The organism is Pseudomonas sp. GM18 (assembly GCF_000282195.1).
Classification (GTDB): domain Bacteria; phylum Pseudomonadota; class Gammaproteobacteria; order Pseudomonadales; family Pseudomonadaceae; genus Aquipseudomonas.
The window spans coordinates 20103-35102 of sequence record NZ_AKJT01000037.1 but is presented as its reverse complement, the minus strand read 5'-3'; the positions used below and the strand labels follow the sequence as shown (position 1 = coordinate 35102).

Genomic DNA, 15000 nt, shown 5'->3' with positions numbered 1-15000 from the left:
TTGGATTGGTATCCAACTTCTGGGGCGCACTTCACTTCCCTGACTGATTGCGTTCGCGTGGGCACGGCTCATCAGGCACTCAGTTCAATGTAAGCGGCGCTCTACAGTTCATCACGGCCCGGCTTCGCCTCCGATTGTACAGCCGGCGTCCAGTTCGAATTCAGACGCCCGCGACGGAGCCAATATCCATCGGTATCCAATACTTCAAGCCTGCCGACGCTGGCGAGGTATGCAGCGACTCCGTCCTTTGCTTCCTCGCTGAAAAACTCCGTTTCCTGAGGCGAGAAACTGGGGGTGAATTTGAACAGCGCCCCGCCTCGCCCGGTGAAATAGCAACAGCCGCCGGAGACCCCGCTCTTTTTCACCACGTCCCTGCTGAACCACAGGTCCGCCAGGGCCAGGTTATCCAACAGCAATCGATCCGTCGCAGCGGGGTCCTTCACGAACAGATTGAAGCGTTTGTAGAACTGATGAACCGCGATCCATTTGTAGTAAGGAGGAAATACCGGTAATGGCAAGGGCGGAAACCCGGGTACGGTAACCGGGGCAATCGGCCCGCCCGACCCTGAGTAAAACAGCGCGCTGGCAGCGAAACTGTCGATGCCGTCTTCAAGCGGCTCGACGGCAACGAACGAAGCCGTCGCCTCGTGCATCAAAACACCACCCAGATACTGCTGGCCGACGTATCCGCCAATCAGTCTTTGAGCCGAGCGAGCAGCATCATCGGCATGGGCAAATACCGGCCCGAGAGCAAACCGATTATCAGGCGCCCATCTCACCAACCCGATGCCGGTTTTGACACCCTTGGCATCCACCCTGAACGGCGACCAGAATGCGCTGCGCACCACTGCCTGCAACTCACCGTTCGCGATCACTTTGCGCAGATACTCGAACAGCGTTTCGTGCCCTGATTGCAGTACTTTCTCGTAGGCGACCGCGGCTTGTAATTGGGTCCACTCCCGTGCGCTGGCCTTGGGTTTGTATCGCAACAAGGCGCCATCGGCACAGGACACGAAAACGTTGAGAAAAGTCGTCACTGCCCCCGTGCGCACTCGGACAGCGTCCAGCCCGTACATCAGATCCCGAGGCGCGATGAAACTCTGATTCAGCTCGTGCGGCAGTTGCCCCGCCCCGGTCGACGGACACAGATAGATTCCCTCAACGCTGTATCCCAGGGGCAACAGCCCATCGGGGAATACCTTCTCGATGGCGAGACTTCCTCGCCGCCCGTCAATCGGCATCGTCGTCATATACCGCTCGGCTTTCAGCGACTTGAGTACGAACCCGAACAGCAATCCGGTTCGAGCGCCCACCGCTCGGTGGACATGCCTTACGGCGTCGTCCAATTGCGTGAAGACCGGACTGAGCGCCGGATCAGCTATGGCCGACCGATGCACTTGCGATGGGGCTCCCCCGGAATAAGCGCTCCATGCTGACAACTGTCTGACCTTGCCCCACAGTCGACTACCCTTGATCACTTGCAACCTGCCGGCTCTTGCAACCTGATTGACGTACTCACTCGGGGTTAGCGTGCCATTGCGCATTTGCAGTTCTATCGGGGTGTGCCTGCGCTGCAATTGACTGGGTGACGCCAATGACCGCGCGAGTTGCTTTTCGGCAGCACTGGCGCTGAGGGTGTAGCTGATCAGGCTGCCATCCAGTCCCAGCAAATATTCCCTGCCGGGTGATAGAGACGGCGAAAGCGCGGAGCCGCTCAGGATTGCCGACATGAAATCGGTGGAAAACATAGCGAGGTACACGTCCCGTTCGCGGTTCGACAGCGCGAAAACCGGTTCGACCTGCATTCGCGAATGGTAGCGGGCGACGACTGTGCTTCCAGCCAGAAACAACCCCTGTTCGGTCAATTCGTCCAGACGAATCCAGCTGGCGGGGAAATTCTCGACCTCGACGACCACCGGTAACGTCGCGACAAACAAGCCATCGAGCCGACGCAGCACCAGGCCGCCGTAGATCCGCTCACGCCGCGAGCCCAACTGCGTCAGCACATAGCGCACTGCGTCATCCTGCGACACAAAGACCGGGCTGAGCGCTCGCCGCTGGATCTGCGCGTAGGGCTTCCAATCCGCACCGACAATGCCCGTCTCGTCCCACAACTCGCTGGTGCGCAGCACCTTCAGCTCTGCGGCTTTGGCGATCAGTTGAATGACGTCGGCATAGGGTGGTGTGCCATTGACCAACAGCGACCTCAGTTGCTGCAAACCTTTAGCGTCGAACTGGGTTGAGGTGGCCGAGAATTGGTACCGCAACAAGGCCCCATCCAGGGTCGCGACAAAAACGCTCAGGTCTTGAAAATGCGCAAGTCGTTGTGTGCCCTCGTCGTCATAGATGGCCGCCGCCAGATCGGTCAAGGATGCAAAATGTCGGGCAAACCAGGCGTCCGCTGTCGATAACCCGTCAGGAATCCAGCTTGCCGAGTAGTAAATCGCGAGGGTGCGAAACTCGTCGATCAACACGGGCGCGCCAAAGTCGCTCGCCTGATTCAATGCACCCAGGCGTATGACAGGCAACGTTTCAGTCGCCACATACTCGTCGCGGTCCTTGTGCTTAAGAATGAACCCCCAACCTGCCGCAGCCGTGCGGTAGTCGAGCCTGGCTCGATGGCGGGCGTTCAGCACGGCTTCTTCGGCGCTGGCAAAAATCGCCCCGAGCAACGGAGGGGAAACGCCTGCGCGAATTGACTCATTACCCAGTACCGTTCCTCGCGGCCCCCACACATCATTGCCCGCTACCACACGCAATCGGCCGGTCCCGGCCAGTTCGTCGACAACGGCATCGGGCGCCAGTGTGCCGGCCTTCAGCTCCCGGTCGATCAGGGTCGAGCCATCGGCGAGTAAGGCAACTCGCTCTTGCACCTTGTTGCGGGCGGCCACTTTCGATAAGTCGGTACTGTAAACCAGCAGGCTGTCTGGCGAACCCGAGAGGTAAAAGTCGACAACGTGCGCGCTCTTGGCGAGCATCGAGCGAATGTCTTCAGTGGTGAACATTTGCGCCTGCGTCAATTGCTCTTGTTCGTCGGCACGTTCAACGGAGTTTGAGTCGGCTTGCCAGCGCGAGGCGTACAGGCCATAAAACGAATACCCCTCGAGCAGCACAATCGGTGCGCCGGTAGCGTCGAGAGGGCAGAGCCAGTCCAGGGCAAACCGTGGTTGTGCGCCCGTAACCGGCTCGGTGGCGACGAACCGGTTGTTTCGATCCTGCAAAATCATCCCGACGAAACCTTGCTCACGTCGGCTGCCGATGTACTCATGCGCAAAACGTGCGGCATCGTCCGCCATGAGAAAAGCGGGACTCAAACGCCTCGACCGGGCGTAGGGTTGCCAGTCGGTGCCAACGTTCCCGACAACATCCCACAACGCGCTGTCCTTCAGCACCGTCAGTTCGCCGGCGGCCGCCACCTGTTTGACGTAATCCCCAGGCTTGAGCGTGCCCGCCTTCAATCGAATGTTGAGATCCGCGCTGTCCTCCAACGGAACTTCATGCAGGTGCCCCGAGGGGCGATACTGCAACACCGCACCGTCGCGGGTCCGGGCGTATACCCTCAGATAATCCGGGTACTCCTGCCGGTAAACATCCCCAAGCGAAAACTCGAGGCCTGCCGCCAACTCGTCCGGTGAAAAAAACCGCTCATAAAGCCAAGGCTCACTGGCACTCTGCGCCCCATCGCTGTGCGACATGAAATAGACGCCGTTGAGGTCGAAGTCGAGCAGACACTGCAGCTTTCGATCGGCGCTCATCGGAAAGGTTTTGTACAGTTCGGCCGCCGGCTGACTAGAGAGAACCGGATAGGTTGCCATGCACTCCGAACTGCCGGCAGAGGTCAGCACGAAACCCAGATAAAGGCTGCCGGAGGTTGGGGTGATGGTCACTGCTACAGCTACAGCTACAGCTACAGCTTCGATGGCCTTGTCCACTTGATCGCACACCGAGCCAAAAAACGGCTGTACCGGGCTCGGATCTCGCACCGCAGCAGTACCGAGGGTCCAGCTCGCCGACACGTTTCCCCGTACACCGCCCCACTGATCATTGGGCACCAGTACGCTCAGCGTGCCGGTCGTGGCCACCTTCTGAATCAAAAGTTCGACGTCGGTGAATGGCCCGAACGACTTGAACCCCTGCTCAAAGAGTTTTTTCTCCTCAGCCGGTTGAGTCGACTCGTACTTGATCAACGAGCCATCCGGCCCCGACAGATAGTGGCGCTGGCCATAGGCGCCCGGGTCCTGCATGTGGCTCAGGATGTGTCCTCTCGAAAAAAAACCGAGGTTCAACTTGACCTGTTCCGTCGTCCAGCGGGGATGAGCACGCAGGACCTCGGCGTGGCTGGCCGAATGAGTCAGGTAATAGGCCGCGCCGCTGTATCCCGGGGGGGCAAACAGCTCGTAGGGGTTGCCGGTAGACATCAGGAAGTCGAAATCGAAATGCCCCATCCTTCCCGCCACCGGCAATGTGGGCTGAAACTTTCCGTCGCCACGCTGCACGATCACGCCGCCGTAGGCTTTGTCACGGCGCGCGCCGATCTGCCGGTGTACCCAATAAGCCGCATCATCGGCACTGATGAATGTCGGTCCCAGGGCAGGAAATCTGGCCGTCTCTCGAGGTATTGAAGGTGTGCTGATAGAGGTGCTGTCCATGCGCTGCTCACTTGATTGAGAAGGGATCATGATCAGGATCCCGGAGCGCCGCAGGTGGTACATATTTATCGCCCGCAGGGTTTCGGCTGTTGACGCTGCAGGCACCAATGCTGCGCACGCCGATGCACCCACGCCTGCATCAAGCCCCAGTCTGGTGCGCCACCGGGTTCACCGATGGCTCTATTACGATGTTTCCCTGCCTTTGCCGTCCAGGCACAGCCCTTGCTACAGACCCTTCAGTCGTCCGCATCTGCCAACCATAAAAAACTTTAACGTTCATGGAGATCGCACAATGAAGCGTCGCAGTTTGATCAAGGCTTTCACACTCACGGCAAGCATTGCCGCGATGGGCATGACCTGGACTGTCCAGGCAGCCGAGACCATCAAGGTCGGTATTCTGCATTCGTTGTCCGGCACCATGGCGATCTCCGAAACCTCGCTCAAAGACATGGCGTTGATGACCATCGACGAAATCAACGCCAAGGGCGGCGTGAACGGCAAGATGCTCGAACCTGTCGTCGTGGACCCGGCATCGAACTGGCCGCTGTTCGCCGAAAAGGGCCGGCAGTTGCTGACCCAGGACAAGGTGGCAGTGGTGTTCGGTTGCTGGACCTCGGTGTCGCGTAAATCAGTGTTGCCGGTGTTCGAAGAGCTCAACGGCTTGCTGTTCTACCCGGTGCAATACGAAGGCGAAGAGATGTCGCCGAACGTTTTCTACACCGGCGCGGCGCCGAACCAGCAGGCGATCCCGGCGGTGGAGTACCTGATGAGCGAAGAAGGCGGCAGCGCCAAACGCTACTTCCTGCTCGGCACCGACTACGTTTACCCACGCACCACCAACAAGATCCTGCGCTCGTTCCTGCACTCCAAAGGTGTGGCGGACAAGGACATCGAAGAGGTCTACACCCCGTTCGGCCACAGCGACTATCAAACCATCGTGGCCAGCATCAAAAAATTCTCTGCCGGTGGCAAGACCGCAGTCATCTCCACCGTCAACGGCGACTCCAACGTGCCGTTCTACAAAGAGCTGGCCAACCAGGGCCTGAAAGCCACCGACGTGCCGGTCGTGGCGTTCTCCGTGGGTGAAGAAGAACTGCGCGGCATCGACACCAAGCCGCTGGTGGGCAACCTCGCGGCGTGGAACTACTTTGAGTCGGTGGAAAACCCGGTGAACAAGAAGTTCGTCGATGACTGGAAAGCCTACGCCAAGAAACACAACCTGCCGGGCGCCGACAAAGCGGTGACCAACGACCCGATGGAAGCCACTTACGTCGGCATCCACATGTGGGCGCAAGCCGCCGAGAAAGCCAAGTCCACCGACGTCGACAAAGTCCGCGAAGCCCTGGCCGGCCAGACTTTCGCCGCACCGTCCGGCTACACCCTGACCATGGACAAGACCAACCATCACCTGCACAAGCCAGTGATGATCGGCGAGATTCAGGCCGACGGTCAGTTCAACGTGGTGTGGCAGACCGAAGGGCCGATCCGCGCCCAACCGTGGAGCCCGTTCATCCCGGGTAACGACAAGAAGCCGGAGTATGCGGTGAAGAGCAACTGAGTCACCCCGCACAGCCTGATCGTTCCCATGCTCTGCGTGGGAATGCCTCGACGGACGCTCTGCGTCCGCCTTGGGGACGCGGAGCGTCCCTGGCTGCATTCCTTTGCTGCGCGTGGGAACGATCAACACAGGACACCTGCTATGCCCACCGCCCTTTACCGTTTCATCCTCGCCATCGTGTTGTTATTACCGATGGCCACCCACGCCGGCGACGCCGAAGACTTCGTCGCGGCCAATCCCGTGCAGCAAGCCAAGCTTCTGGAAACCTGGGCCGCGCAGCCCGATCCGGCCCGTATCGAACTGATCAACGCCCTGCAACAAGGCGAACTGACCATCGATGGCCAACCGAAAACCCTGCGCCTGAACAATCGCCTGCGGGGTCTGATCGACACCGCTTTGGCCAGCCACCAATTGCTCGCCGCCGACGCCAAAATCCGTCTGGCGGCCGCGCAGCAATTGCAGAAAAGCGCCAAACCGGCACAACTGAAATTCCTCGACCAGCAGTTGGCCAGCGAACAAGACAAAAGCGTTCACGCCGCCCTGAGCCTGGCGTTGGCCAATCTGCAACTGGTCGACAGCGACCCGACCGTGCGCCTCGCCGCCGTGCGTTTGCTCGGCGAAACCGGCGACCCGCTGGCCCGCACCCGCCTCGAAGGCTTGCTCGAACCCGGCGTTGAAGCCGACGCCAGTGTGCGCACCGCCGCCGAAACCAGCCTGGCCCAGGTCAAACGCAAACTGCTGATCGGCGAAGTGCTCGGCCAGGCTTTCAGTGGCATGTCCCTCGGCTCGATTCTGCTGTTGGCGGCCCTCGGATTGGCGATCACCTTCGGTCTGCTCGGCGTGATCAACATGGCCCACGGCGAGATGCTGATGCTTGGCGCTTACTCGACGTACGTGGTGCAGCTGATGTTCCAGCGCTTCGCCCCGCAAGCCATCGAGTTCTATCCGCTGATTGCACTGCCGGTGGCGTTTTTCGTTACCGCCGCCATCGGCATGGCGCTGGAGCGCACGGTGATTCGTCACCTCTACGGCCGCCCGCTGGAAACCCTGCTCGCGACGTGGGGCATCAGCCTGATGCTGATCCAATTGGTGCGGCTGGTGTTCGGCGCGCAGAACGTCGAAGTGGCCAACCCGGCGTGGTTGTCGGGCGGGATTCAGGTGCTGCCCAATCTTGTGCTGCCGTACAACCGCATCGTGATCATCGCCTTCGCCTTGTTTGTGGTGGTGCTGACCTGGCTGCTGTTGAACAAGACGCGCCTTGGCTTGAACGTGCGTGCCGTCACCCAGAACCGCAACATGGCCGCCTGCTGCGGCGTGCCCACCGGGCGAGTGGACATGCTCGCCTTCGGCTTAGGCTCGGGCATCGCCGGCCTCGGTGGCGTGGCGCTCAGCCAGATCGGCAACGTCGGCCCGGACCTCGGCCAGAGCTACATCATCGACTCATTCCTGGTGGTGGTGCTCGGCGGTGTCGGTCAGCTGGCCGGTAGCGTGCTGGCCGCGTTCGGCCTAGGCATCGCCAACAAGATTCTCGAACCGCAGATCGGTGCGGTGCTGGGCAAGATCCTGATCCTCGCGCTGATCATTCTGTTCATCCAGAAACGTCCGCAAGGCCTCTTCGCACTGAAAGGACGGGTGATCGACTGATGAACCAGCCCCTGATGCTCACGGCCACCCAAAAGGCCGGCCCCAAGGTCACCATCGCCGTCGGCGCGGTGATCCTCGTATTGTTGCTGGCGTTGCCGCTGCTGTCGTTGTTGTCGCCGGACAGTGCGTTTCATGTCTCGGCCTACACGCTGACGCTGATGGGCAAAATCCTGTGCTACGCCATCGTCGCCCTGGCCCTCGATCTGGTCTGGGGTTATGCCGGTTTGCTGTCCTTGGGGCACGGCCTGTTCTTCGCCCTCGGCGGTTATGCGATGGGCATGTACCTGATGCGCCAAGCTTCGGGTGACGGCTTGCCAGCGTTCATGACGTTCCTGTCGTGGACCGAATTGCCGTGGTACTGGACCGGCACCAGCAGCTTCCTCTGGGCCATGTGCCTGGTGGTATTGGCGCCGGGCTTGTTGGCGCTGGTGTTCGGTTTCTTCGCCTTCCGCTCGCGGATCAAGGGCGTGTATTTCTCGATCATGACCCAGGCCCTGACCTTCGCCGGGATGCTGCTGTTTTTCCGCAACGAAACCGGGTTTGGCGGAAACAACGGCTTCACCAATTTCCGCAGCATTCTCGGGTTTGGCATCACGGAACCGGGGACTCGTGCGGTGCTGTTTTTCGCCACGGTGCTGTTGCTGGTGGCGAGCCTGTTCATCGGTTGGCGGCTGGCGCAAAGCAAGTTCGGCCGGGTGCTGACCGCGTTGCGCGACGCGGAAAACCGCCTGATGTTCTGCGGCTACGACCCGCGCGGCTTCAAGCTGTTTGTCTGGGTGTTGAGTGCGGTGTTGTGCGGCTTGGCGGGGGCGCTGTATGTGCCGCAAGTCGGGATCATCAACCCGAGCGAAATGTCGCCGACCAACTCGATCGAAGCGGCTGTATGGGTTGCCTTGGGGGGGCGCGGCACGCTGATCGGCCCGCTGCTCGGTGCCGGTGTGGTCAACGGCATGAAGAGCTGGTTCACCGTGGCATTTCCGGAATACTGGCTGTTCTTCCTCGGGGCGCTGTTCATCGTCGTGACGTTGTATCTGCCCAAAGGGGTGATCGGATTGCTGAAGAAAAGGAGTGAGCAATGAGAATTACTGCAACCGCTGAATTCATGCTCGAACCGGCCTTCTTTCCGCCGCAGCCCAACAAGGATGCCGGCAGCAGCCGCGACGCTATCGGCCTCGGTCAACGCGTCGGCCCGGGCCTGAATACGCGCCACGGCACCATCCTGACCCTGGAAGACATCAGCGTCAGCTTCGATGGCTTCAAGGCCCTGAACAATCTGAACCTGTACATCGGCGTTGGCGAATTGCGTTGCATCATCGGCCCCAACGGCGCGGGCAAAACCACGCTGATGGACGTGATCACCGGCAAGACCCGCCCCAGCCACGGCAAGGCCTGGTTCGGTGAAACCCTGGACCTGAGGCAGATGAGCGAAGTGCAAATCGCCCAGGCCGGCATCGGTCGCAAGTTCCAGAAGCCAACCGTGTTCGAAGCGCTGAGCGTGTTCGAAAACCTGGAGCTGGCGCAGAAAACCGACAAGTCGGTATGGGCCAGCTTGCGGGCGCGGCTGAGTGGTGAACAGAGGGATCGCATCAGCGAGGTGCTGGAGACCATTCGCCTGACCAGTTCGGTCAATCGCCCGGCGGGGTTGTTGTCCCACGGCCAGAAGCAGTTTCTGGAAATCGGCATGCTGTTGATGCAAGACCCGCAACTGCTGCTGCTCGACGAGCCGGTGGCGGGCATGACCGACGCCGAAACCGAATTCACCGCCGAGCTGTTCAAGCGCCTGGCCGGCAAGCATTCGCTGATGGTGGTGGAACACGACATGGGCTTCGTCGGCTCGATCGCCGACCACGTCACCGTGTTGCACCAGGGCAGCGTGCTGGCCGAAGGGTCGCTTGCACAGGTGCAGGACAATGAGCGGGTGATCGAGGTCTACCTCGGCCGCTGATCACAGGGGGGAATTTGAAGATGCTGCAAGTCGACAAGCTGCACCAGTACTACGGCGGTAGCCACATCCTGCGGGGCCTGACGTTTGAGGTGAAGGTCGGCGAAGTCACTTGCCTGCTCGGGCGCAACGGCGTGGGCAAGACCACCTTGCTCAAATGCCTGATGGGTTTGCTGCCGGCCAAAGAAGGCGCGGTGAACTGGGAAGGCCAACCGATCACCACGTTCAAGCCGCACCAACGGGTGCATGCCGGTATCGCTTACGTGCCTCAGGGCCGGGAAATTTTCGGCCGGCTGACCGTGGAAGAAAACCTGCTGATGGGCCTGTCGCGGTTCCCCGGCTCCGAAGCCAAGGAAGTCCCGGCATTCATCTACGAGTTGTTCCCGGTGCTGCTGCAAATGAAGCAACGGCGTGGCGGTGACTTGTCCGGGGGGCAGCAACAGCAACTGGCGATCGGCAGGGCATTGGCCAGTCGTCCACGGCTGCTGATTCTCGACGAACCCACCGAAGGCATCCAGCCGTCGGTGATCAAGGAAATCGGCGCCGTGATCAAAAAGCTCGCAGCACGCGGCGATATGGCGATTTTGCTGGTGGAGCAGTTCTACGATTTCGCTGCCGAGCTGGCCGATCAGTACCTGGTGATGTCCCGGGGCGAGATCGTCCAGCAGGGTCGTGGCGAAAATATGGAAGCCGAAGGTGTGCGTGGACTGGTTACGATCTAACCTGCAGCCTTCTGACGATAATTAGACGATATGAATTTACCTCTCCCCACTGCGCTGTTTACCCCGAGCTGGCATGCCGAGCTGGAGCTGGCCTATGCCCGTTTCGGCGCCAGCACGCGCCCGGTGCAACGCCGCCACAAAGGCCCGCTGCGGGTGCAAAAGCACCTGTATGCCGAAGGCCCCGAGGTGTGTCAGCACATCATCGTCCACCCGCCGGGCGGGATTGCCGGCGGTGATCGGCTGGACATCTCGGCCAGCGTCGGCACGCACGCCTGGGCGCAAATCACCAGCCCCGGCGCTGCCAAGTGGTATCGCGCGGCCGGGCCGGCTTATCAGAAACTCGATTTGCGCGTTGGCGCCGGTGCTACGTTGGAGTGGCTGCCGCAAGAGACGATTATCTTCAGCGCCGCTCAGGCTGAACTCAGCACGAGCATTGATCTTGAGGGCGATGCCCGGCTGTTCTACTGGGACGTGGTGGCGTTGGGACGCCCGGCCAGTGGCGAGCGTTTCGACCTCGGGCACTTTCAGGCCCACCTGGACATCCGCCGCGACGGCCAGTTGCTCTGGCACGAACGCCAGCGCATTGTCGGGGCTGACGGTTTGCTCGATTCACCGATCGGGCTGGATGGGCAACCGGTGTTTGCAACGTTGCTGGTGACCGGGGAAATTGATAGCGAATTGCTGGAGAAGTGCCGCTCGCTGCCCAATGAGGTGCACGGGGATCTGACACAGTTGCCGGGGCTTTTGGTTGCTCGGTGCCTGGCCAGTGAGGCGCTGTTGGCGCGTGGTTGGCTGATCGATTTGTGGCGTTTGCTCAGGCCTGCGTTGCTTGGCCGCGAAGCCGTACCACCCAGAATATGGGCCACCTGAATACGATCCACCCTGCACGATTCAAGATTTTTTAACTGCCGATTATGGATTTCTACGATGGACCTGACCCCACGCGAAAAAGACAAGCTGTTGATCTTCACCGCCGGCCTCGTGGCCGAGCGGCGTTTGGCTCGCGGCGTGAAACTCAATTACCCGGAGGCCATGGCCTATATTTCCGCGGCGCTGCTCGAAGGCGCGCGTGACGGCCAGACCGTGGCCGAGCTGATGCACTACGGCACCACCCTGCTCAGCCGCGAACAAGTGATGGAAGGCATCCCGGAAATGATCCCGGAGATCCAGGTCGAGGCGACGTTCCCGGACGGCACCAAACTGGTCACCGTTCACCAACCGATCGCCTGAGGCCGCCATGACTTACCACATCCGCGATGCGCTGCTCGCCGACCTGCCGGCGATCCGCGATATCTACAACGACGCCGTGCTCAACACCACGGCGATCTGGAACGATAAGACCGTGGACCTGGACAACCGCCAGGCCTGGTTCAGCGCCCGGCAAGCCCAGGGCTACCCAGTGTTGGTGATCGTCGACGGCGACGACAGCGTACTCGGCTACGCTTCATTCGGTGACTGGCGGCCGTTCGACGGGTTCCGCCACACGGTCGAGCACTCGGTGTACGTGCGCAACGACCAGCGCGGCAATGGCCTCGGGCCGCGACTGATGGACGCGCTGATCGAGCGCGCCAAAACCTGCAACAAACACGTAATGGTCGCCGCCATCGAAAGCGGTAACGGCGCCTCGATCCGGCTGCACGAGCGGGCCGGTTTCGTCGTCACCGGCCAAATGCCGCAGGTGGGTACCAAGTTCGGCCGCTGGCTGGACCTGACCTTCATGCAACTGATCCTCGACCCGGGCGCAATGCCACCTGGTCCCCACAAGGAGTGATACCCCATGAACGCCGCCCAACTGCGCCGTGTCAACGTTGAAAGCTTTGCGCACTATCGTCAGGGTTTGATTGATCTGCTGCTCGATGCCGTCGGTTATGGCGCCAGCGTCGGCTTCATGGCGGATCTGGACGCCACCCAGGCCCGGACTTATTTCGATGACGTCCAGGAGAACCTGAACAAAGGCAACGTGCTGCTGTGGGTGGTGGTCAAGGACGAACAGGTGCAGGCCAGCGTGCAACTGACGCTGTGCCAGAAAGCCAATGGGCTCAATCGCGCCGAAGTGCAAAAACTGCTGGTGCGTGAAAACGCCCGTCGTCGCGGCCTGGGCCAGCAGTTGATGAATGCCCTTGAGCTGACGGCCCGCCAGCACAAGCGCGGCATGCTCTACCTCGACACCGAGGCCGGCTCCCCCGCCGAAGACTTCTACAAGGCCCTGGGTTACACCCGTGCCGGCGAAATCCCGGACTACGCCTGCGACCCGGACGGGCGCTACAAACCGACTGCCCTCTACTACAAGATTCTCCAAGGAGCCCAGTGATGATTCCCGGTGAGTACCAGATCCAGTCCGGCGACATCGAGCTTAACGTGGGCCGACGCACTCTCAGCCTGAAGGTGGCCAACAGCGGCGACCGGCCGATCCAGGTCGGCTCGCATTATCACTTCTTCGAAACCAACGACGCGCTGACCTTCGACCGCGCCGCCAGCCGCGGCATGCGCCTGAACATCCCCGCCGGCACCGCGGTGCGCTTTGAACCTGGGCAGAGCCGCGAGGTTGAGCTGGTGGACCTGGCCGGGCATCGCCGGGTGTTCGGGTTTGCCGGCAGGATCATGGGCGACCTTTAATTTCATGGTGACTGATCGTTCCCACGGTCCCCGTGGGAATGCATCCCGTGACGCTCCGCGTCACATAACGGCGGACGCAGAGCGTCCATGGCGGCATTCCCACGCAGACGGTTCGACGCCTCGACGTGGGAACGATCAATTTGTGCAAGGAATTCCAATGAAAATTTCCCGTCAGGCCTACGCCGACATGTTCGGCCCCACCGTCGGCGACAAGGTCCGCCTGGCCGACACCGAGCTGTGGATCGAAGTGGAACAGGACTTCACCACCTACGGCGAAGAAGTGAAATTCGGCGGCGGCAAGGTCATTCGCGACGGCCAGGGCCAGAGCCAGTTACTGGCACGCGATGTGGTCGACACCCTGATCACCAACGCGCTGATCATCGACCACTGGGGCATCGTCAAGGCTGACGTCGGCCTGAAAGACGGGCGCATCGCTGCCATCGGCAAGGCCGGCAACCCGGACATCCAGCCCAACGTCACCATCGCCGTCGGCGCCAGCACCGAAGTCATCGCCGGTGAAGGCATGATCCTCACCGCCGGCGGCATCGACACCCACATCCACTTCATCTGCCCGCAGCAGATCGAAGAAGCGCTGATGAGCGGCGTCACCACTATGATCGGCGGCGGCACCGGGCCGGCCACCGGCACCAACGCCACCACATGTACTTCAGGACCGTGGCACCTGGCGCGCATGCTCCAGGCCGCCGATGCGTTCCCGATGAACATCGGCCTCACCGGCAAGGGCAACGCCAGCCTGCCGGAACCGTTGATCGAGCAGGTCAAGGCCGGCGCCATCGGCCTCAAGCTGCACGAAGACTGGGGCACCACCCCGGCGAGCATCGACAACTGCCTGAGCGTGGCCGACCAGTACGACGTGCAAGTGGCGATTCACACCGACACCCTCAACGAATCCGGCTTCGTCGAAACCACCCTTGCCGCGTTCAAGGGCCGCACCATCCACACCTATCACACCGAAGGTGCGGGCGGCGGTCATGCGCCGGACATCATCAAAGCCTGCGGTTTCGCCAACGTGCTGCCCAGCTCGACCAACCCGACCCGGCCATTCACCCGCAACACCATCGACGAACACCTCGACATGCTGATGGTCTGCCACCACCTGGACCCGAGCATTGCCGAAGACGTGGCCTTCGCCGAAAGCCGCATCCGCCGCGAAACCATTGCCGCCGAAGACATCCTGCACGACCTCGGCGCCTTCTCGATGATCAGCTCCGACAGCCAGGCCATGGGCCGGGTCGGCGAAGTCATCACGCGCACCTGGCAGACCGCCGACAAAATGAAAAAACAGCGTGGCGCGCTCCCCCAGGACGGTGAAGGCAACGACAACTTCCGCGCCAAACGCTACATCGCCAAGTACACCATCAACCCGGCGATCACCCATGGCATCAGCCACGAAGTGGGCTCGGTCGAAGTGGGCAAGTGGGCGGATCTGGTGCTCTGGCGCCCGGCGTTCTTTGGGGTCAAACCGACGCTGATCCTCAAGGGCGGTGCCATTGCGGCCAGCCTGATGGGCGATGCCAATGCTTCCATTCCAACGCCGCAACCGGTGCACTACCGCCCGATGTTCGCCAGTTACGGCGGCTCGCTGCACGCCACCAGCCTGACGTTTATCAGTCAGGCGGCGCAGGAGGCGGGGTTGCCGCAAGCATTGGGTTTGAAGAAAAAGATCGCTGTGGTCAAAGGCTGCCGCGATGTGCAGAAAACCGACTTGATCCACAACGATTACCTGCCGGACATCGACGTCGATCCGCAGACGTATCAAGTCAAGGCTGACGGCGTTCTGCTGTGGTGTGAACCTGCGGATGTACTGCCGATGGCCCAGCGTTACTTCCTGTTTTGATCGCTCGATCG

General features: G+C 61.1%; 12 protein-coding genes. 11 read left to right on the top strand and 1 reads right to left on the bottom strand.

Annotated elements, in window-relative coordinates:
• Positions 1–101: 101 nt before the first annotated feature.
• Positions 102–4679 (bottom strand): DUF4329 domain-containing protein, encoded by a 4578-nt coding sequence (locus PMI21_RS17340; protein WP_238541212.1) that lies wholly within the window; start codon positions 4677–4679, stop codon positions 102–104.
• Positions 4680–4941: 262 nt separating this feature from the next.
• Between PMI21_RS17340 and urtA the strand changes: the two genes are divergently transcribed.
• The 11 genes from urtA to ureC all read left to right on the top strand — a co-directional run bounded on the left by urtA (position 4942) and on the right by ureC (position 14989).
• The gene (urtA, locus tag PMI21_RS17345; RefSeq protein ID WP_007937152.1) at positions 4942–6207 is read left to right on the top strand and encodes an urea ABC transporter substrate-binding protein; all 1266 of its coding nucleotides are present in this window, start codon (positions 4942–4944) and stop codon (positions 6205–6207) included.
• A 141-nt stretch (positions 6208–6348) separates the two neighbouring features.
• Positions 6349–7851 (top strand): urea ABC transporter permease subunit UrtB, encoded by a 1503-nt coding sequence (gene urtB, locus PMI21_RS17350; protein ID WP_007937150.1) that lies wholly within the window; start codon positions 6349–6351, stop codon positions 7849–7851.
• Positions 7851–8930 carry an urea ABC transporter permease subunit UrtC gene (gene urtC / locus PMI21_RS17355; RefSeq protein ID WP_007937149.1) on the top strand — a complete coding sequence of 360 codons (1080 nt, stop codon included), beginning with the start codon at positions 7851–7853 and terminating at the stop codon, positions 8928–8930. The genes urtB and urtC overlap by 1 nt, the downstream gene beginning before the upstream one ends.
• Complete coding sequence (gene urtD, locus PMI21_RS17360; RefSeq protein WP_007937148.1) at positions 8927–9796, top strand: urea ABC transporter ATP-binding protein UrtD; 870 nt, start codon at positions 8927–8929, stop codon at positions 9794–9796. The genes urtC and urtD overlap by 4 nt, the downstream gene beginning before the upstream one ends.
• Before the next feature lie 20 nt (positions 9797–9816).
• On the top strand, positions 9817–10515 hold the full coding sequence (urtE, locus tag PMI21_RS17365) for an urea ABC transporter ATP-binding subunit UrtE (protein ID WP_007937147.1): 699 nt from the start codon (positions 9817–9819) through the stop codon (positions 10513–10515).
• Positions 10516–10545: 30 nt separating this feature from the next.
• Entirely contained in the window at positions 10546–11385 is an 840-nt protein-coding gene (locus PMI21_RS17370) for an urease accessory protein UreD (protein WP_007937146.1), read from the top strand.
• Positions 11386–11442: 57 nt separating this feature from the next.
• Complete coding sequence (gene ureA / locus PMI21_RS17375; protein WP_007937143.1) at positions 11443–11745, top strand: urease subunit gamma; 303 nt, start codon at positions 11443–11445, stop codon at positions 11743–11745.
• 7 nt (positions 11746–11752) lie between these two features.
• Positions 11753–12286, top strand: a complete 534-nt coding sequence (locus PMI21_RS17380) for a GNAT family N-acetyltransferase (RefSeq protein WP_007937140.1) — start codon at positions 11753–11755, stop codon at positions 12284–12286.
• Between the two features lie 6 nt (positions 12287–12292).
• Positions 12293–12826 (top strand): GNAT family N-acetyltransferase, encoded by a 534-nt coding sequence (locus PMI21_RS17385; protein ID WP_007937138.1) that lies wholly within the window; start codon positions 12293–12295, stop codon positions 12824–12826.
• The gene (locus PMI21_RS17390) at positions 12826–13131 is read left to right on the top strand and encodes an urease subunit beta (protein ID WP_007937136.1); all 306 of its coding nucleotides are present in this window, start codon (positions 12826–12828) and stop codon (positions 13129–13131) included. Before PMI21_RS17385 ends, PMI21_RS17390 begins: the two co-directional genes overlap by 1 nt.
• A gap of 157 nt (positions 13132–13288) precedes the next feature.
• The gene (gene ureC, locus PMI21_RS17395) at positions 13289–14989 is read left to right on the top strand and encodes an urease subunit alpha (protein WP_007937134.1); all 1701 of its coding nucleotides are present in this window, start codon (positions 13289–13291) and stop codon (positions 14987–14989) included.
• The last annotated feature ends 11 nt before the right edge of the window (positions 14990–15000 follow it).

What these genes read in the sequence shown, in the direction of transcription:
- urtD (WP_007937148.1), top strand. Translation starts at nt 8,927, where the DNA reads ATGAGAATTACTGCAACCGCTGAATTCATGCTCGAACCGGCCTTCTTT.
- PMI21_RS17370 (WP_007937146.1), top strand. Translation starts at nt 10,546, where the DNA reads ATGAATTTACCTCTCCCCACTGCGCTGTTTACCCCGAGCTGGCATGCC.
- urtB (WP_007937150.1), top strand. Translation starts at nt 6,349, where the DNA reads ATGCCCACCGCCCTTTACCGTTTCATCCTCGCCATCGTGTTGTTATTA.
- ureC (WP_007937134.1), top strand. Translation starts at nt 13,289, where the DNA reads ATGAAAATTTCCCGTCAGGCCTACGCCGACATGTTCGGCCCCACCGTC.
- ureA (WP_007937143.1), top strand. Translation starts at nt 11,443, where the DNA reads ATGGACCTGACCCCACGCGAAAAAGACAAGCTGTTGATCTTCACCGCC.
- PMI21_RS17340 (WP_238541212.1), bottom strand. Translation starts at nt 4,679, where the DNA reads ATGATCCCTTCTCAATCAAGTGAGCAGCGCATGGACAGCACCTCTATC.
- urtE (WP_007937147.1), top strand. Translation starts at nt 9,817, where the DNA reads ATGCTGCAAGTCGACAAGCTGCACCAGTACTACGGCGGTAGCCACATC.
- PMI21_RS17385 (WP_007937138.1), top strand. Translation starts at nt 12,293, where the DNA reads ATGAACGCCGCCCAACTGCGCCGTGTCAACGTTGAAAGCTTTGCGCAC.
- PMI21_RS17380 (WP_007937140.1), top strand. Translation starts at nt 11,753, where the DNA reads ATGACTTACCACATCCGCGATGCGCTGCTCGCCGACCTGCCGGCGATC.
- urtC (WP_007937149.1), top strand. Translation starts at nt 7,851, where the DNA reads ATGAACCAGCCCCTGATGCTCACGGCCACCCAAAAGGCCGGCCCCAAG.
- urtA (WP_007937152.1), top strand. Translation starts at nt 4,942, where the DNA reads ATGAAGCGTCGCAGTTTGATCAAGGCTTTCACACTCACGGCAAGCATT.
- PMI21_RS17390 (WP_007937136.1), top strand. Translation starts at nt 12,826, where the DNA reads ATGATTCCCGGTGAGTACCAGATCCAGTCCGGCGACATCGAGCTTAAC.